Source organism: Erwinia sp. SLM-02 (genome assembly GCF_037450285.1).
Lineage (GTDB): Bacteria > Pseudomonadota > Gammaproteobacteria > Enterobacterales > Enterobacteriaceae > Erwinia.
The window spans coordinates 374,558-390,949 of the sequence record NZ_JAQISN010000005.1; the positions used below are offsets into that span (position 1 = coordinate 374,558).

General features: G+C 56.8%; 17 protein-coding genes. 9 read left to right on the plus strand and 8 right to left on the minus strand.

Annotation, left to right across the window (positions count from 1 at the left end; all coding sequences use genetic code 11):
- Positions 1–114 precede the first annotated feature (114 nt).
- Both mdlC and PGH32_RS22825 read left to right on the plus strand, forming a co-directional pair.
- A complete protein-coding gene (gene mdlC, locus PGH32_RS22820; RefSeq protein ID WP_337895266.1) occupies positions 115–1,710 on the plus strand; it encodes a benzoylformate decarboxylase in 1,596 nt (531 codons plus the stop codon).
- Positions 1,707–2,843, plus strand: coding sequence for an alpha-hydroxy-acid oxidizing protein (locus PGH32_RS22825; protein WP_337895267.1), 1,137 nt, complete (start codon positions 1,707–1,709; stop codon positions 2,841–2,843). Before mdlC ends, PGH32_RS22825 begins: the two co-directional genes overlap by 4 nt.
- A gap of 120 nt (positions 2,844–2,963) precedes the next feature.
- On the opposite strand, the gene PGH32_RS22830 is transcribed toward PGH32_RS22825, so the two are convergent.
- A complete protein-coding gene (locus tag PGH32_RS22830; protein ID WP_337895268.1) occupies positions 2,964–3,725 on the minus strand; it encodes an antibiotic biosynthesis monooxygenase in 762 nt (253 codons plus the stop codon).
- Between the two features lie 150 nt (positions 3,726–3,875).
- Complete coding sequence (locus tag PGH32_RS22835) at positions 3,876–4,793, minus strand: LysR family transcriptional regulator (protein ID WP_314419239.1); 918 nt, start codon at positions 4,791–4,793, stop codon at positions 3,876–3,878.
- Between the two features lie 138 nt (positions 4,794–4,931).
- On the opposite strand from PGH32_RS22835, the gene PGH32_RS22840 reads away from it, so the two are divergent.
- The 4 genes from PGH32_RS22840 (at position 4,932) to PGH32_RS22855 (ending at position 6,778) form a co-directional block, all read left to right on the plus strand.
- Positions 4,932–5,486, plus strand: a complete 555-nt coding sequence (locus tag PGH32_RS22840; protein ID WP_337895269.1) for a VOC family protein — start codon at positions 4,932–4,934, stop codon at positions 5,484–5,486.
- Positions 5,487–5,941: 455 nt separating this feature from the next.
- Positions 5,942–6,094 (plus strand): type I toxin-antitoxin system Hok family toxin, encoded by a 153-nt coding sequence (locus PGH32_RS22845; RefSeq protein ID WP_337895270.1) that lies wholly within the window; start codon positions 5,942–5,944, stop codon positions 6,092–6,094.
- Positions 6,095–6,144: 50 nt separating this feature from the next.
- On the plus strand, positions 6,145–6,294 hold the full coding sequence (locus PGH32_RS22850; RefSeq protein ID WP_337895271.1) for a hypothetical protein: 150 nt from the start codon (positions 6,145–6,147) through the stop codon (positions 6,292–6,294).
- 331 nt (positions 6,295–6,625) lie between these two features.
- The gene (locus PGH32_RS22855; RefSeq protein ID WP_314419242.1) at positions 6,626–6,778 is read left to right on the plus strand and encodes a type I toxin-antitoxin system Hok family toxin; all 153 of its coding nucleotides are present in this window, start codon (positions 6,626–6,628) and stop codon (positions 6,776–6,778) included.
- Positions 6,779–6,905: 127 nt separating this feature from the next.
- On the opposite strand, the gene attM is transcribed toward PGH32_RS22855, so the two are convergent.
- From attM to PGH32_RS22870, 3 genes are read right to left on the minus strand one after another with little or no spacing between them, the layout of a single operon-like run.
- Positions 6,906–7,697 (minus strand): AttM family quorum-quenching N-acyl homoserine lactonase, encoded by a 792-nt coding sequence (gene attM / locus PGH32_RS22860; protein ID WP_337895272.1) that lies wholly within the window; start codon positions 7,695–7,697, stop codon positions 6,906–6,908.
- A gap of 53 nt (positions 7,698–7,750) precedes the next feature.
- Positions 7,751–8,911: an iron-containing alcohol dehydrogenase gene (locus PGH32_RS22865; RefSeq protein WP_337895273.1), complete on the minus strand. Its 1,161-nt coding sequence runs from the start codon at positions 8,909–8,911 to the stop codon at positions 7,751–7,753.
- Positions 8,912–8,939: 28 nt separating this feature from the next.
- On the minus strand, positions 8,940–10,394 hold the full coding sequence (locus tag PGH32_RS22870; RefSeq protein WP_337895274.1) for an NAD-dependent succinate-semialdehyde dehydrogenase: 1,455 nt from the start codon (positions 10,392–10,394) through the stop codon (positions 8,940–8,942).
- 71 nt (positions 10,395–10,465) lie between these two features.
- On the opposite strand from PGH32_RS22870, the gene PGH32_RS22875 reads away from it, so the two are divergent.
- Positions 10,466–11,269: an IclR family transcriptional regulator gene (locus PGH32_RS22875; protein ID WP_337895275.1), complete on the plus strand. Its 804-nt coding sequence runs from the start codon at positions 10,466–10,468 to the stop codon at positions 11,267–11,269.
- 4 nt (positions 11,270–11,273) lie between these two features.
- On the opposite strand, the gene PGH32_RS22880 is transcribed toward PGH32_RS22875, so the two are convergent.
- Positions 11,274–11,762 carry an Lrp/AsnC family transcriptional regulator gene (locus PGH32_RS22880; RefSeq protein WP_314419252.1) on the minus strand — a complete coding sequence of 163 codons (489 nt, stop codon included), beginning with the start codon at positions 11,760–11,762 and terminating at the stop codon, positions 11,274–11,276.
- A 132-nt stretch (positions 11,763–11,894) separates the two neighbouring features.
- Between PGH32_RS22880 and PGH32_RS22885 the strand changes: the two genes are divergently transcribed.
- Positions 11,895–12,824: a DMT family transporter gene (locus tag PGH32_RS22885; protein ID WP_337895276.1), complete on the plus strand. Its 930-nt coding sequence runs from the start codon at positions 11,895–11,897 to the stop codon at positions 12,822–12,824.
- Positions 12,825–12,904: 80 nt separating this feature from the next.
- On the opposite strand, the gene PGH32_RS22890 is transcribed toward PGH32_RS22885, so the two are convergent.
- Positions 12,905–13,981, minus strand: coding sequence for an NAD(P)H-dependent flavin oxidoreductase (locus PGH32_RS22890; RefSeq protein ID WP_337895277.1), 1,077 nt, complete (start codon positions 13,979–13,981; stop codon positions 12,905–12,907).
- Positions 13,982–14,363: 382 nt separating this feature from the next.
- Here PGH32_RS22890 and PGH32_RS22895 point away from each other — a divergent pair, with 382 nt between their 5' ends.
- Entirely contained in the window at positions 14,364–14,798 is a 435-nt protein-coding gene (locus PGH32_RS22895) for a DoxX family protein (protein WP_337895278.1), read from the plus strand.
- Between the two features lie 65 nt (positions 14,799–14,863).
- Here the strand turns inward: PGH32_RS22895 and PGH32_RS22900 are convergent, their stop codons facing one another.
- Positions 14,864–16,066, minus strand: a complete 1,203-nt coding sequence (locus tag PGH32_RS22900; RefSeq protein WP_337895279.1) for an MFS transporter — start codon at positions 16,064–16,066, stop codon at positions 14,864–14,866.
- Positions 16,067–16,392 lie beyond the last annotated feature (326 nt).

The window sequence follows — 16,392 nt, forward strand, 5'->3', positions numbered from 1 at the left end:
GTTTTCACAAAAACATCTATATCTCCCTGGTATACGCTGATCTCCAGCTCAACGCAGGCCGCCGCCTGGCGTTGAGGATCATGACGGATCACCATCGTTAAGGGAGATGCTACGATGAAAACTGTACGCAACGTGACTTACGAATTACTGCGCCGCAACGGGATCAATAAAGTATTTGGCAACCCGGGTTCCAACGAACTCCCCTTCCTCAAGAATTTCCCCAAAGATTTTGACTACGTGCTGGCGTTGCACGAAGGCGTTGCCGTGGGCATGGCGGATGGCTATGCCCAGGCCTCTGGCAAACCCGCGCTGGTCAGCCTTCATTCTGCGGCGGGAACCGGGAACGCGATGGGTGCGCTGGCCAACGCCTGGAACGGGCATTCACCGCTGATTATTACCGCCGGGCAACAAACCCGTGCGATGGTCGCGCTGGAACCGCTGCTGACCAATATTGATGCCCCAATGCTGCCCAGACCGCTGGTGAAATGGAGCCATGAACCGGCTTCCGCTCAGGCGGTGCCCCATGCGTTCAGTCGCGCCCTCCACACGGCGACCTCCGATGCGCCCGGACCGGTGTATCTTTCCATTCCTTATGACGACTGGGATAAGCGGGCGGATGAATCGTCCGCCAGCCTGCTCAACCGGTGGGTCAAAAACGCCCGCGCTTTGGGCAGTGATGAACTGGCTACACTGGTTCAACGCATTAATACGGCAACAAATCCGGTGCTGGTGCTGGGTGCCGATGTTGATGCCGCGCGGGCCAGTCAGGCCGCCGTTACGCTGGCGGAGAAACTCAAGTGCCCGGTATGGGCCGCCCCTTCCTCTCCACGCTGTGCGTTTCCGACGCGCCATGCCTGCTTCAGGGGCATGCTGCCCGCCGGAATTGCTTCCATCAGCCAGTTGCTTACCGGTCACGATCTGATCCTGGTCATTGGCGCGCCGGTATTTCGCTATCATCAGTTTGAAGCCGGGCCGGTTCTCCCCAAAGGATCTGAGCTGATCCTTCTCTCCTGCGACCAGCAGGAAGCCGCCCGCGCACCGGTCGGGGATGCCTGGATTGGCGATATTAACCCCATACTGAGCCAGCTGGCAGATCACGTTGCCGACCGGGCCAAAGCCATGCCCGAGGCCCTGCCCGCCCCATTGCCTGCCTCTATCACCCATCCGCTCAAAGCAGAAGCCGTCTTCGACACCCTGAATCGCGTGGCCCCGGCAAACTCCATCTTCGTCAATGAATCCACCTCGACGATTCCGGCGCTCTGGCAGCGTATCAATATGGCCACTCCGGGGAGCTACTACCTGGCCGCTGCCGGCGGACTGGGATTTGCCATGCCGGCAGGCGTGGGCATTCAGCTGGCGAGCCCGGAACGGCAGGTGTTCGTCGTCGTGGGTGACGGCTCAGCAAATTACAGTATTCAGGCGCTGTGGACCGCCGCGCACTATGCGATCCCGGTCATCTTTATCGTGATGAAAAATGGCACCTACGGCGCATTAAGATGGTTCGCGGAGGTGCTGGATGCCACCGATATCCCCGGGCTGAACCTGCCGGGCATCAACTTTTCACAGCTGGCGGAGGGCTACGGCGTCCATGCCTGCAAAGTCAGCACGCCAGAGCAGCTCAGCGATGCCATTGGTCAGGCGCGTACATCGGGTAAACCGGCGTTGATTGAGGTCGAAACCTGCTGGGCGGAACAGGGAGAGAAGCCATGATGGGCATGGGCAAGCGGGTCAACGTTGAAGACTACCGGCGACTGGCAGCCAAAACGCTGCCGCGCATCATCTTTGATTACCTGGAGGGCGGCGCCGAGGATGAAAAAGGTCTGGCGCATAACCGCGACGTCTTTGACCGGTGGCGCTTTACGCCCCACCGGCTGGTGGATGTCAGCCAGCGTACGCTCTCGACATCCCTGTTCGGCAGGCGATGGAGCGCGCCGTTTGCTATCGCACCGACTGGATTTAACAGCGCACTGTGGCCAGAGGGTGACATCAAGCTGGCCAGAGCCGCAGCCAGTGCCAGTATCCCGTTTATTCTGTCCACCGCATCAAATGCATCGATCGAAGAGGTCGCCCGCTGTGTCGACGGGGAAAAATGGTTCCAGCTGTATGTCGTCCAGCAGGATCTGGCGGAACAGCTGGTCATGCGTGCGCTGAATGCAGGCTACACCACCCTGATCGTGACGGTGGATGTTGGGGTTAACGGCAACCGCGAGCGCGACAGACGGAACAGATTCAGTCTCCCGCTGAAGTTCACCCCTTCGCTGATGATGTCTGGCTGTCTTCACCCCTCCTGGACGCTGCGATTCCTGCAAAACGGCATGCCGCAGCTGGCCAATTTTGCCAGTGCAGAAAGCAGCAGTCTTGAAGCACAGGCGGCGGTGATGAGCCGCCAGATGGATGCCAGCTTTAACCCGCACAGCCTCAGGCGCATTCGCGAAATGTGGCCTCACAGGCTGCTGGTTAAGGGTATCATCCGGCCGGAGGATGCAGAGCTGTGCGTGGCCTGCGGTGCCGATGGTGTGGTGTTATCCAACCACGGAGGCCGTCAGTTAGATGGTAACCTGGCACCGATTGAAACACTGGCCGACGTCGCCGGCCGCATCGACCGACCGGTGCTGATTGACAGTGGATTCCGCCGGGGATCGGATATCGTTAAGGCGCTCTGCCTCGGCGCGGATATGGTTCTGCTGGGCAGGGCTACGCTTTACGGCCTGGCGGCCGGGGGCCAGCAGGGGGTGGATGAGGTCATCTCGTTGTTGAAAAAAGAGATCGACTGCACCCTGGCACAGATAGGTTGCCCCGCCGTTACAGAGTTATCAGCAGCATATATTCATCAGCAGTCATGAATCTGGCCAGACGGATCTGGCCCCGACCGGCCAGATGGGCCGTCAGGGCCAATCCGGCGGGTCAGACTTCCCCGATGACACAATCATTGTTTTTCAGTTTGGCCCAGCGTTGACTCGCAATCAGGCAGTCACCTTTCCACGCGGATCGTCGATATGCTGCTTCGCCACGTCGTAACGAACCCCTTCCCGGTGCAGGATCCGCACCTCTTTGACCACGGTGGACAGCGCCTGCAAAAAGGTCGCGGAATGTTCGTGACGCTCATAGGCTTCGCTATCTGCCCACCCTTCAGAGAGATGGAAAGCATCGGGGTTCACTAAATCCTGCGAGAAGGCATAGAACACACAACCGGGAAGACGCTGAGCGGCCTGCATTTCCGGTTTTACCGCATTGATAAAGGTCTGCCGGTCTTCCGGATGAACGCGATAATAAGCGCTGACAACGATCTCCGTTGGCTGCGTTTTATCATGATCCCCGGCGGTGGAAATATGGCCATCGGTAAAGGCGCGCTGTGCGGCCAGCGTATCCATTGATTCTCTCAGCAGGGCAATTTGTCCCTTTTCAGCCACCAGACGTCCGGCATAGGTTTGTTTATAGATTTGCCCGGTGGCGGGGACACTGGCCTCTACGCTGTATTCGGCAAACGCCTGGGTCGGGGTGTCGATAAGGAACTGAATATTGCGGAAGCGGAAATCCGGTACTTTTTTCAATAATCCGGCGATAAAAGCCTGGATCTGTTCACGGCCCTGCACGCGGTGCGGCAGGCCAAGCGTCTGTAAGTAAGGTAATTCCAGCACGCCATCTTCGGCGAACAACGCCGCAGCGGCGTGCGGATCCTGTATAACGTCCAGGTAGTTTTGCAGTAGTTGAATGGCGTTTTTCATCTTTTTGCTCCTAAAGTGTTAAGTGTCTGCCCCGTTTCCGGCGGCGTGGATTAACCTTAAGGAACTTCATTGACGCTGAAAACAGCAATGAATGAAAGTCATCCTTTCAAAAATGAAAGTACCGCTGAACCTGTACCGATCGATGCGGGCTTACTGCGGCCAGCGCCACTCGGGTTCCGCAAGATGGCGGGCAAGGAAATCGGACAGTACGCGCACTTTAAGCGGACGGCTGCGCGCCGTTGGCGTCACAAAGTACAGGCCGCCCTGAGTCATCGACCATTCATCAAGCAGGCGGACCAGTCGGCCATCGCGCAGATATTCCGCCGCAATAAACTCCGGCAGCTCTGCAATTCCCAGTCCCGCCAGCAGAGAAGGCACCAGCGCGTCGGAGTTTGTCACCCGCAGCGGCCCGTTGGGCACGATATCCTCCTGTTCGCCGGAAGTATGGGTGAAGCGCCAGACCTGGCTGCGGGCGCGATAGGCGTAGCTGAAGCACGGCCTTCCGGTTAACTCCCGGGGGTGAACGGGTTGCCCATGCAGCGCAAGATAAGAGGGCGAGGCCACGAGGTACTGGGTAACCGGGCAGATCCGCCGGGCCACCAGCGAAGAGTCAGGCAGTGCGGCAATACGCAGCGCTGCGTCAAACCCCTCGGCGATTAAATCTACCGAAGCATCCGATAAATGCAGATCCACGCTCAGCTCAGGAAACTGGCGGATCAGCTCAGGCATCAGCGGAGCGACCCAGCGCAGCCCGAATGACATCGGGATCGCCAGCCGTACCTGTCCACGTGGCTGAACGGAAAGCTCGTGCGCTTCACTCTCAACCTCTTCCGCCTGCCGGTAGATCTCTGCCGCCTTCGCCGCCATGCTCTGGCCAAACTCGGTCAGCGCTAACTGGCGGGATGTCCGGTTGAATAACCTGCCGCCCAGACGTTCCTCAAGACGCGCCACGGCACGGGAAACTGTCGGCACCGAGACCCCCATCACTCTTGCCGCTGCGGCAAAAGAGCCCTCTTCCGCCACTTTGGCAAACATAGCCAGGCCTTCAAAATCAGGAAGTTTACTCATTTCAATTCTGCAATGATGGATTTCAAACCATTCTATTTTGAAAATCCTGACTCGTCGATATGCTTCTTCCATCGCGACAAACCGTCGCCTGACATCCTGCCCTGTGGGGCGATAAAACTCATTAGATGGAGCGTTCCGATGAAAAATATCAGCATTAATTCAACCCTTTTCGCTTCCGGCCTGCTTCTTGGCGCGGTGTCGTTCTCCGCTGCGGCGCTTGAAGTCCAGCCTGAACCGGTGGTCAAAATCAGCGGCCTCGATCACGGCGGGATCAACGTTCCGGATGTTGAAGCCGCCGTTAGCTTCTTTGTGAAAACCTTTGGTGCGAAGGTGGAATCTGACTCTGCGCCGGGCGCCATACCCCAGGAATGGAAAACGGCGTTCAACTGGCGTTCATCGAGCGAGTTAAAACGCTTTGTGATGGTCAGGCTGCCGGACGGTAGCGGGATCGAACTGTTCCAGTACAGTGGCCCAGAGATCGATCGAACCCAGCCGCATGAGGATGACGCTGCGGCAACGCACATCGCCCTGCGCACGCATGATATTCAGGCCAGCTATCGGGCGCTGAAGCAATCCGGTTTGAAAATCCTGAATGAACCGGTGACCAACGCTGATGGTACGCAGTGGTTTTATTTCCTCACACCGTGGGGCTCGCAGATTGAGCTGGTGGCTGAAGGTGTTAAATCAGCGTGATGGTTTGGCTATCCCCGGTCATCGTATCGGGGATAATAACGCGGGTCGGTTACGGCTAATAATAACTACGCCGAATCAATTAAATTAATAACAACAGAGATGTCTGGCAGCATTAATTACTGGTGCATTTAAAAAGGATGCGTAACTCTATTTACTTCCACACGAAAAATTATCCACAGCGCAAATGAATACGGCCTTTAAATTTCATAAAGTTTGTGATTCTGGCCATAAATAAACAGATGGGAAATATAAATCCATTCAAAATTAGCCGTAGGAAAGTATAATCTTTTCCGGTGCTTGAGGCTTTTTATCTCAGGTAACTGGCGGTAACAGGTTGTTGAGGGATAAAAAGAAGAAAGCCCCGAAGGTCATGTTAATCACCAACGAGGCCCACTCTTATGCCCAAGAAACATCAGAGTAGCCTCTTACCCGCAGCAATGCAAGGAGCAAGGGCTATGAAAATACCATCCCTAATCATTATCGTGTTAATACTCTGTATTACGGTTTTGATATTTACCTACTTTACCCGTGAGACGCTTTACGAATTACGCTGGAAGAGTGGGGAGCAGGAGGTGGCTGCATTCATGGCTTACGAATCCGGTAAGTAGCGACCTGGACGGGGGAGCAATCCCCCGTTTTCAGGCTGATGAGTCAGGGCATGGCTTACAGCACCATCAATACGGGGCTATCAGTGAACGCTGATAGCCCCGTCCTTCTACAACACGGTGCAAATATTCTGCTGTTTCCCTGCCTCATGCAGGCAGAAAATTATCATTGTACCGGCAAGGATAAAGATAACGTGGCATGATGGTCTGGCTATCGCCAGTCATTGAATTGGGGATAATAACGCGGGTCAGTTACTGATAATAATAACACTTCAGAGTTAATTTCATGTGAATTGCGATATGGCATGCAAAAAGATGTGCTGAAGGCCAAAGCTTATTTAATAAATCCCGAGCCACAGTATAATCCCAGGCGGTGCTTGAGGCTTTTTATCTCAGGTAACTGGCAGTAACAGGTTGTTGAAGGATAAAAAGAAGAAAGCCCCGAAGGTAATGTTAATCACCAACGAGGCATCCTCTATGTCCAGAGAACATCAGAGTAGCCTCTTACCCGCAGCAATGCAAGGAGCAAGGGCTATGAAAATACCATCCCTAATCATTATCGTGTTAATACTCTGTATTACCGTTTTGATATTTACCTACTTTACCCGTGAAACGCTTTGCGAATTACGCTGGAAGAGTGGGGAGCAGGAGGTGGCTGCCTTCATGGCTTACGAATCCGGTAAGTAGCGACCTGGACGGGGGAGCAATCCCCCGTTTTCAGGCTGATGCTTCAGGGCATGGCTTAGAGCACCATCAATACGGGGCTATCAGTAAACGCTGATAGCCCCGTCCTTATCGAATTTCTCAACGCCGATCAGGAATAATACTCTGGCGCTTTCTTAAAGCCCGCCCAGGCATCCGGATCGTGCCCGGTGACCACAATGGCATCGTTACGCTCGGCAACGTTACGCAGCTTCTGCACCGAACGCACGGAATCTACCGCCGAGGCCAGGAAGCCCGGCAGCGCCTTCTCCTCCCAGTGATCCACCGTATAGGCCGCGTCGATGGTCAGCAGCAGCGGTTTACTGTTGGGCAACCGCACCAGGAACGACTGGTGGCCGGGCGCATGTCCGGGAGAGAAGATGGTGGTTAGGGTACCATCGCCGTATACATCGTAAAAATCATCCTCGGTGCCGTTCAGGAACTGCCAGTTCAGTCCTGGCTTATCGAAATCTTTACGAATATAGCCGCCGGCGGCAAACCAGTCCGGTGTAAAGGCATATTCATATTCCACGCGCTGCACAATATGTTTCGCATTCGGAAAACGGCCAATTGCGCCGGTATGGTCGAGATGCAGATGCGACTGCACCACATATTTCACATCCGCCGGGTCGATGCCCAGCGCTTTAATCTGATCGATACAGCCCTGATCCTCCGCGAGAACCGGCCAGTACACGTCACAGATGCCGCCCCAGTGGCCGCGAGGGTCGGTCGCAACTTCAATGGCGTTGCCGCCATCAATAATCGTGTGACCGTCGGGGTGCGTGATCAGAAAAAACGGCACCGGGATTTCATAATCCGCACCGCTGCCCTGGTTCATTTTAATATTGTGCACCTTGCACTTCAGGGTGCCGGACTGAAGCATATAGAGTCTGATATCGTTCATACTGGGCTTGCCTCTTTTTATAGTGGGTACAGTCACAGGTTTGAGTCAGGTTGTCAGAATGCTTGTTGATACAGATGCAGTGCGTCCTGCTCCTGCACGTCGACCGGATTGTTCATCAACAGGCGCGTTTGCAGCATGGCATCCGCCGCCAGGCGCAGAAGGCTCTCTTCCGTGACGCCCACATCACGCAGACGGCGCGGCGCTCCGCTCTCTTCCATCAGGTTCAGCATATGCTCCACGAAAGCGGCCGAGCGCTGGTGCGCATTGCCGCTGCCCTCAACGCCCAGCACGTCTGCCAGCTCGGCATACAGCGGTGCGGCGGTGCTGGCGTTGTAGCGCAGCACCGGGCCGAGCATCAGCGCGTTCGAAAGGCCGTGCGCAATGTGATAGTGGCCGCCGAGCGGATAGGCCAGCGCATGTACGGCGGCCACCGGCGAGTTGGCAAACGCCTGCCCGGCCAGCGTTGCGCCAAGCAGCATCCCCTCGCGCGCCGCACGATTTTTACCGTCGCGGCAGGCGGCAATCAGATTCGCACCGAGCAGTCGCAGCGCTTCACGCGCCAGCGCATCGGACAGCGGATTCTTTTTATGTTTGCTGGTATAGGCTTCGATCGCATGCACCATCGCATCAATGCCCGTTGCGGCGGTGTGGATCTGCGGCAGCCCGACGGTCAGTTCGGCGTCCAGAAGCACGAAATCGGCGTACAGCTGCGGCGATACCACGCCCATTTTGGTGGTTTCACCGGTAGTGATGATCGAAATATTGGTCACTTCCGAACCGGTTCCCGCGGTGGTGGGGATCAGCACCAGCGGCAGGCGGGATCCGCTCACCTTACCGATGCCATACATCTCCGCCAGCGGCTGCTCGCTCTCCACCAGAACCGCCGCCAGCTTGGCGATATCCAGCGATGAGCCGCCGCCCAGGCCGATCACGATATCGGCCTTCGCCGCGCGCGCCGCGTCAGCGCAGGCGTGAACAACCGTCTCTGGTGGGTCAGCCACCACCCGATCAAACAACGTCACGGTAAAGCCGGCGCTCCTGAGCGAAGCTTCAATCGGCGCGATCAGTCCGGCCTTAATCAGCCCGGCATCGGTCACCAGCAGGGCATTGCGCGCCTTAAACCGGGCCGCAACGATTGTACCCAGTTCCTGAGCACCTCCCCATTTCACCTCAATGGAGGGCACGGTGCGGAACTCAAAGGGATTGATAGTCATTATTCCTCCTTTCAGGTAACGGGCATGCTCAGGCGATGACCGAGCACAGATATTTAATTTCCAGATATTCATCAATGCCGTGGTGCGAACCCTCGCGCCCCAGCCCGGACTGCTTCACGCCGCCAAACGGCGCAACTTCATTAGAGATCAGCCCGCTGTTGTGGCCCACCATCCCGTACTCCAGCGCTTCGGCCACCCGCCAGGTACGGCGCACGTTCTCAGTATAGAAATAGGCCGCCAGGCCAAATTCAGTATCATTAGCCATGGCGATAACTTCCTCTTCCGTTTCAAAGCGGAAAAGCGGTGCCACCGGCCCAAAGGTTTCCTCGCGGGCGATTTTCATCTGCTGCGTGGCTTCGGCCAGCACCGTCGGCTGGAAAAAGGTGGCCCCCAGGGCGTGCCGCCGCCCGCCGAACAGCAGTTTTGCGCCCTTTGCCAGCGCATCGGCGATATGATCTTCAACCTTTTCAACGGCACTGCCGTCAATCAACGGCCCGATGGTTACGCCCGGCTGGGTGCCTTCTCCCACCTGCAGCGCGGCGACACGAGCCACAAATTTCTCGGCGAAGGCGTCATAGACGGCGGACTGAACGTAAATGCGGTTTGAGCAGACGCAGGTCTGGCCGGCATTGCGATATTTCGATGCCAGCGCGCCCTCAACGGCCGCATCCAGGTCGGCATCGTCAAAGACGATAAACGGCGCGTTGCCGCCCAGCTCCAGCGACAGCTTTTTGATCGTTGGCGCAGACTGCGCCATCAGGATCCGGCCCACTTCCGTCGAGCCGGTGAAAGAGAGCTTTCTTACCGTCTCGCTGGCGGTCAGTACCCCGCCGATCGCCTTCGCATCGCCGGTGATCACCTGCAGTACGCCCGCAGGGATACCGGCCTGCTCCGCCAGCACGCCCAGCGCCAGCGCGGTCAGCGGCGTCTGCTCGGCGGGCTTCACGATCATCGTACAGCCCGCCGCCAGAGCGGGTGCGGCCTTGCGGGTAATCATCGCCGCCGGGAAGTTCCACGGGGTGATCGCGGCACAGACGCCGATCGGCTGCTTCATGACGATAATGCGTTTGTCAGTACCGGGGGCCGGGACCGTTTCGCCATACACGCGTTTGGCTTCTTCCGCGAACCACTCGACGAAGGAGGCGGCGTACAGCGCTTCCCCCTTCGCTTCCGCCAGCGGTTTACCCTGCTCTGCGGTCATCAGCGCGGCCAGATCGTCAGCATTCTCTACAATCAGCGTAAACCAGCGGCGCAGAATGGCGGCTCTGTCCTTCGCCGCCAGGCGACTCCAGCCAGGAAGCGCGGCTTTCGCGGCGGCGATGGCGTTTTCCGCCTCACTGCCGGTCAGCGAGGGCACCGTGGCAATTATTTTCCCGCTGGCCGGATTATCGACCTCAATCACACGGCCATCGCTGGCGGAAATCCATTCTCCATTAATCAGGCAGCGGACACGCAGCAGTGCTGAATTCTTGAGCTTGATCATAGCTTCCTCTTGTCGTTTAGTTCAATATATTGAACTAAAGCCTGTATTATGAACTTTATGCGAGGTGCAGTATGTCAGGGATTTCCAGTGCAAAAAGCGATCAACCGCTCAAAAGCGTCGACTCGGTGCCCGCCCTGCGGCGCGCGGTCACCATCCTCGATCTGGTGGCGGCGGCCAGCGGTTCGCTCTCGGCGGCGGATATCACCCGGCAGCTGGCGCTGCCGAAAAGCACCGCGCACGGCCAGATAAACGTCCTGGCCGAACTGGGATTACTGGTGAGGACGGCGGAAGGCACTTATCGTTTGGGGCCGCATCTGATGCACTGGGCGGACGGTTTCCTGTCGCAGATGGATTTTGTTGCGCTGTTTCGTGACTATTTCGCCGGCGACAGCGAACTCGACGGCTATACCATCACCCTCACCGTGCTCGACCGTGATGAGGTGGTGTACGTCAGCTGCCGCAACACCGATCAGCCGCTGGGGCACAGCTTCCGTATCGGCAAGCGTTTGCCCGCCCCCTTCACCGCCACCGGTAAGGTGCTGCTGAGCGAGCTGGAATATGACGAACTCGAACGGATCTTTGCCGATCGCTTTCCCGCCCCGCTGACCCCAGCCAGCGTCAGCAACCTTGCTGAACTGCAGGCGGAATTTCCCGGCATTCGGGAACGGGGATTTTCGATTGATAACGGGCAGATCCACGAAGCGATGACCTGCGTCGGCGCGGCAATTTACGATCACACGGGTAAAGTGGTGGCGGGGATTGCCACCAGCTTCCTCAGCAGCGAGGCCCGTTCGGATATGACTACCCGCCTGGGAGAGAAAATACGGAATGCCGCGATGGCGCTGTCGCGGCAGAGCGGCTACAGCGGGAAGTAGGCGGTTAGCGCAGCAGATGCTCGGTCGGCAGTGCGGTAGTGTATTTCACCTGGCTCAGGGCAAAGCTGGAACGAATGCTCGCCACGCTGCGGATTTGCGTCAGGCACTCCTGAATAAACACCTGATATTTTTTCAGGTTTTCCACCACCACGCGCAGCAGATAATCGGCTTCTCCGGTCATCAGATAGCATTCCATCACTTCAGGCCGGTTGCTGACGGTGCTGGTGAACTCCTCCAGCGACTGTTTATCCTGATGCCTGAGGGTGACGTGGACGAAAACGTTGACCTCCAGCCCCAGGCTTTCCGGATCCACCAGCATCACCGACCCCCGGATCACCCCTTTTTCGCGCATTTCAGTCACCCGTCGCCAGCACGGCGACACCGAAAGGCCGACCCGTTCGGCCAGTTCAGCATTGCTGATATCGGCCTGTTTTTGCAGGATATCGAGAATTTTCAGACTCACTTCGTCCAGCTGCGGCTTCTGTTGCGGCATAGTTTTCCTTTCTTGATAGCTTTTTGCGTTAATTTTTTCTTTAATGAAGCAAAGTGAGAACAAAATAGCACGGATTTACCTGATGAAGCGGCATAGCATTATCGCAATCATGCTGAATTATCAGGAAACCCGATGAGCGTTATCACTTCCGAAGCCCTGAAACAAAACGCAGCCCGTTACGCCGGGCGATCCACCCTGTTATGGCTGCTGCTGATGGTGGTGCTGTGGGGCTTAAGCTGGCCCGCGACGAAACTGGCGCTGAACGTCACGCCCCCGCTGTGGCTGGCCGCAATCCGCTTCGGCTCGGCCGGGATCTGCCTGTTTGCTTTTGTCGCCCTGCGCGGCCAGCTCAGGCTGCCATCGCGTCAGGATCTGCCTATCGTCGCCTCGGTGGGGATCATGCAGATGATGGTGTTCACCGGGCTGGGGATGATCGCCATGCGCCACACCGACACCAGCCACGCGGTATTGCTGGCGTACACCACGCCGCTTTGGGGGATCCTCACTTCGTGGCTGCTGCTGAAGCAGGCACCCTCGAAACTGCAGCTGGTGGCGCTGCTGACCGGCATGGCGGGCATCGGGCTGATCTGTTCGCCGTGGGAAATGCAGTGGGATAATGCGGAGGTGCTGATGGGTGCCGCGCTGCTGATTATCGGCGCGATCTCCTGGTCGCTGGTGATTGTGCACGTGCGCCATCACCGCTGGGCTTCATCACCGCTGTCGCTGGCTCCCTGGCAAATGTTGCTCGCCGTGGTGCCGCTGGCGCTGATCGCCTGGGGTGTGGAAGGCTCACCGGCAACGATTGAATTCAGCAGCAATCTGCTGTGGCTGCTGCTGTTTATTGGCCCGGTGGCGACGTCGCTGTGCTTTGTGATCTCATCCGAGCATGGCCGTCGGGTGAGCGTGTTTACCATGTCTAACGTCACGCTTGGCGTGCCGCTGATCGGGGCCGTGGCCGCCGTGGTATTTCTGCACAACACGCTGTCATCGCTGTATATCGCCGGCCTGCTGCTGATTTTCTCCGGCGTGCTGCTGACCACCTTTGCCGCCGTGAAAAAGTAATTTATCGCAGAGGCCCGAGCGGGCCTCTGTTCCTCGAATCCCTTTCTCTCAAAACACCACCACCCTCTCAACGCCCGGCATCAGCCTTTCGTCACATCCTCAGCGGCCTGCCACTCGGCTATCAGTACATTGACCAGTTCTGTGGCGGGCAGCTCGCGGGCGAGCGATGCGCCCTGTCCCGCCCACTGGGCACCGTAACCGTCATCGCCTTTTGCGCCGGCTGCCGCCGCCAGCGCTTTGCCGAGCGCATAGGTCAGCGGATAGTCAGGGATAGCCTGTGCGGGAATATCCTGCGCCATACGGCAAAAATCGTTGGTGATGCAGCGCGCCGGCCGGCCGGAAATCGCCGCCGTCATCACCGTACTCGCGGCGTGCTCGCTCTTCATCAACTGCCGATAGGCCGCATTCGCCGCAGATTCCGGGCACAGCACAAAGGCGGTTCCCAGCTGTACGCCTGCCGCGCCCAGCTTCATCATCGCCGCGATCCCCGCCCCGTCCATGATGCCGCCCGCGGCAATCACCGGCAGCCGCGATGCCCGACGTATCGCCTGCACCAGCGTAAAGGTGCTGAGGGATCGGTCCTCAGCCTGTGGGTCAAAAATACCCCGGTGTCCTCCGGCTTCAATGCCCTGCGCAACGATAAAATCAACGCCTGCATCCTCAATTTTTCGCGCTTCTTCCGGGCTGGTGGCCGTCGCCAGCGTGACGATACCCTGCGATTTCAGCCGCTGGATAAAGTCCGCCGAAGGCAGGCCGAAATGGAAGCTGACGGCGGCCGGGCTGGTATTGAACAGCACTTCCAGCATCGCCTCATTGCCGCAGAAGGTCTGATAAATCTCCGACAGTTCTGCGGGGGGAGCCGCATCAAAGCGCCTGAAGCGCTCGTCAAACCGTGCAATCCACGCGCTTTCCCGCTGCGCATCGCGCTGCGCCGGGGCGTGGCAAAAAACATTGACGTTAAGCGGGCCGCTGGTCAGCGCCAGCGACTGCCGTATCATCGCCTCCGCCTGCTGCGGCGTTGATGCTCCTACGCCGATCGATCCCAGTGCGCCCGCATTGCTGACGGCGGCGGCCAGTTCGGGCGTGGAGACCCCGGCCATCGGTGCCTGAATCAGCGGAAAGCGGAGGTTAAGCATTTTACAGAGCACATTATTCATTCGGTCATCCTTTGCGGCATTACTGGACGGGCCTTAAAAGCGAATGGCAAGAGTATAAGATCGTTTGCGCGGGCTGGCCCTGTCAATATTGCTTTTATGAGTACAAAAGGATGCGTCAAAGAGAAGTGGAAATACAGTAAATGTGAGGCAATTGTTATTGCCTTGTTCAATTTAATTCTTTTAAAAAAGAATTTAAAATATCGTTGAATGGAGTAAAGATTTACACTAAGTTAATTACCAGAAACGATTCTCCTTTACCTTATGCAATAACTCTGTCGCCAGGTATTAATGGGGAGGACGCCATTAACCGCTTTCAGAACGGATATCTCATTGAAAACAGCATTAGCCGTAATATTTAAATTATAAAAACCGGAGCTGAATCATGATTGAAAATATCCTCACCAATATTAACCACCGTCTGAGTAATAAAGACCTGGCGGCCCTGCTGTTAAGGATCACCTTAGGGGGATTATTACTGTTCCACGGCTGGCACAAGGTCCATAGCGGCATCAGCTTTATTTTAAATACCCTCGCCGAACATGGCGTCCCCGCCTTTGTTGGCTACGGCGTTTACCTCGGTGAAGTCGTGGCTCCAATACTGATTATTCTCGGTATCCTTTGTCGCCCTTCGGCGCTGGCAATCATTGGTACAATGATCGTGGCATGGCTGCTGGTGGGCGTTGATAAAACGCTGGCGCTGAGTGAAACCGGCGCATGGGCAATAGAAGACCTGATATTCTACGTGATGCTGTCGGTTATTTTACTGCTCCTTGGCAGCGGCAAATACTCCGTGATAACGAACCCCAACTGGCGGTAAAAAAAACGGGCAGCCCGCCTGTCGCGAAAGCTGCCCGATTTATTGCTGAACCCACCGAACGCGGTTTATACGTTGTCGATTTTCGGCAGGAACCACGCCAGCAGCCCCGCCAGCGGCAGGAATGAACACAGCCAGTAAACATTCTCAATGCCGGTTTTATCCGCCAGCGCGCCCAGCACCGCCGCCGCGATCCCGCCCAGGCCAAAGTTCAGCCCGTAGAATAATCCGCCGACCAGACCGATACGATTCGGCGCCAGCTCCATGGCATAAATCAGAATGGCGGCAAAGGCACTGGCCATGATCAGGTTGATAAGGATCGTCAGCACCACCGTCCACTGGAAATCCGCATACGGCAGTATCAGCGTCAACGGCAGCGGGCCAAGAATTGAAATCCAGATGATTTTATAGCGGCCGATGCGGTCACCCAGAATCCCGCCCAGCAGCGCACCCACCGCCGACGCGGCGAGGAACAGGAACAGCATAAACTGGGATGTGGTGATCGAGGCACCAAAATGGTCCATCAGATAGAAGGTGTAAAACGAGCGGAAGCTTTCGTTATAGGCGTTCTTGGAAAACATCAGCAGGGTCAGCACGATCAGCCCGGTTGCCACCACCGCCGGGGGATAGGTTTTGGACTTGTGCCCGCTTTTCGCCTTGGCTTTGACCGACTGGATAAAGCTGTGCTTCATCGCATCGTGGCGTCCGGCGGTCCAGATCATCAGCGCCACGGCGAACAGCGCCAGTACCGCAAACCAGGCCAGGCTTTCCTGCCCGCGCTGCACGATAATCAGCGCCGCAAACAGCGGTCCCATCGCCCCACCGGCCTGACCACCCACCTGGAAGATCCCCTGCGCCAGCCCCTGCCTGCCGCCGGACGCGTAGCGCGCCATACGTGTGGCTTCAGGGTGGAAAATCGAGGAACCAATACCGATGCTGGCAGCGGACAGCAGGATCAGATGATAGCTTGGCGCATACGCCAGCCCCACCAGTCCGGCCAGGGTAAACATCATGCCGAGCACGGTGGAATAAGGATACGGGCGACGATCGGTAATCGCGCCCACGACCGGCTGCAGGAGCGATCCGGCAATCTGGAAAGTCAGGGTGATAATACCGATCTGCACAAAATCGAGCTGATATTTCTCTCTTAGTATCGGGTAAACGGCGGGTATCAGAGACTGAATAAGATCGTTAAGTAAATGCGTTAACCCCAGAACAAGCAGCACGCTCATCCAGGTTTTTGGCCGCGCAACGGCCGCAGTATTATTCATTTTTATACCAGTAAGATAGTTTTAATACGTTATTGTTCTAACGCAGGAGAATTGAATTTGCCATTAATCAAATGCCGTCCTGGCAGACCCTTTTTAGCAGATGTTAAAGATTGGAAACAAGTTAAAAAGGTGACGAATGATGGAGTTTTGAACGAAAAAAAAAACTCCGCAAATCCTTAGCATAAAAATCGCTTAGCCGGGAAAGCAGAGTTAGCAGAGTTAGCAGAGTTTTAGCAGAGTTAGCAGCCTGCCGTTCGGATTAACGTGCGGCAAGTCATTTATGCAGTAAAAAGGGCTACGGCAATCCCGTGGCCCTTCCAGGCGGC

Coding starts and splice junctions, on each gene's coding strand:
- PGH32_RS22870 (WP_337895274.1), bottom strand. CDS start 10,394: ATGATCAAGCTCAAGAATTCAGCACTGCTGCGTGTCCGCTGCCTGATT.
- mdlC (WP_337895266.1), top strand. CDS start 115: ATGAAAACTGTACGCAACGTGACTTACGAATTACTGCGCCGCAACGGG.
- PGH32_RS22885 (WP_337895276.1), top strand. CDS start 11,895: ATGAGCGTTATCACTTCCGAAGCCCTGAAACAAAACGCAGCCCGTTAC.
- PGH32_RS22835 (WP_314419239.1), bottom strand. CDS start 4,793: ATGAGTAAACTTCCTGATTTTGAAGGCCTGGCTATGTTTGCCAAAGTG.
- PGH32_RS22825 (WP_337895267.1), top strand. CDS start 1,707: ATGATGGGCATGGGCAAGCGGGTCAACGTTGAAGACTACCGGCGACTG.
- PGH32_RS22855 (WP_314419242.1), top strand. CDS start 6,626: ATGAAAATACCATCCCTAATCATTATCGTGTTAATACTCTGTATTACC.
- PGH32_RS22895 (WP_337895278.1), top strand. CDS start 14,364: ATGATTGAAAATATCCTCACCAATATTAACCACCGTCTGAGTAATAAA.
- PGH32_RS22840 (WP_337895269.1), top strand. CDS start 4,932: ATGAAAAATATCAGCATTAATTCAACCCTTTTCGCTTCCGGCCTGCTT.
- PGH32_RS22875 (WP_337895275.1), top strand. CDS start 10,466: ATGTCAGGGATTTCCAGTGCAAAAAGCGATCAACCGCTCAAAAGCGTC.
- PGH32_RS22850 (WP_337895271.1), top strand. CDS start 6,145: ATGGCTTACAGCACCATCAATACGGGGCTATCAGTGAACGCTGATAGC.
- PGH32_RS22900 (WP_337895279.1), bottom strand. CDS start 16,066: ATGAATAATACTGCGGCCGTTGCGCGGCCAAAAACCTGGATGAGCGTG.
- PGH32_RS22830 (WP_337895268.1), bottom strand. CDS start 3,725: ATGAAAAACGCCATTCAACTACTGCAAAACTACCTGGACGTTATACAG.
- attM (WP_337895272.1), bottom strand. CDS start 7,697: ATGAACGATATCAGACTCTATATGCTTCAGTCCGGCACCCTGAAGTGC.
- PGH32_RS22880 (WP_314419252.1), bottom strand. CDS start 11,762: ATGCCGCAACAGAAGCCGCAGCTGGACGAAGTGAGTCTGAAAATTCTC.
- PGH32_RS22865 (WP_337895273.1), bottom strand. CDS start 8,911: ATGACTATCAATCCCTTTGAGTTCCGCACCGTGCCCTCCATTGAGGTG.
- PGH32_RS22890 (WP_337895277.1), bottom strand. CDS start 13,981: ATGAATAATGTGCTCTGTAAAATGCTTAACCTCCGCTTTCCGCTGATT.
- PGH32_RS22845 (WP_337895270.1), top strand. CDS start 5,942: ATGAAAATACCATCCCTAATCATTATCGTGTTAATACTCTGTATTACG.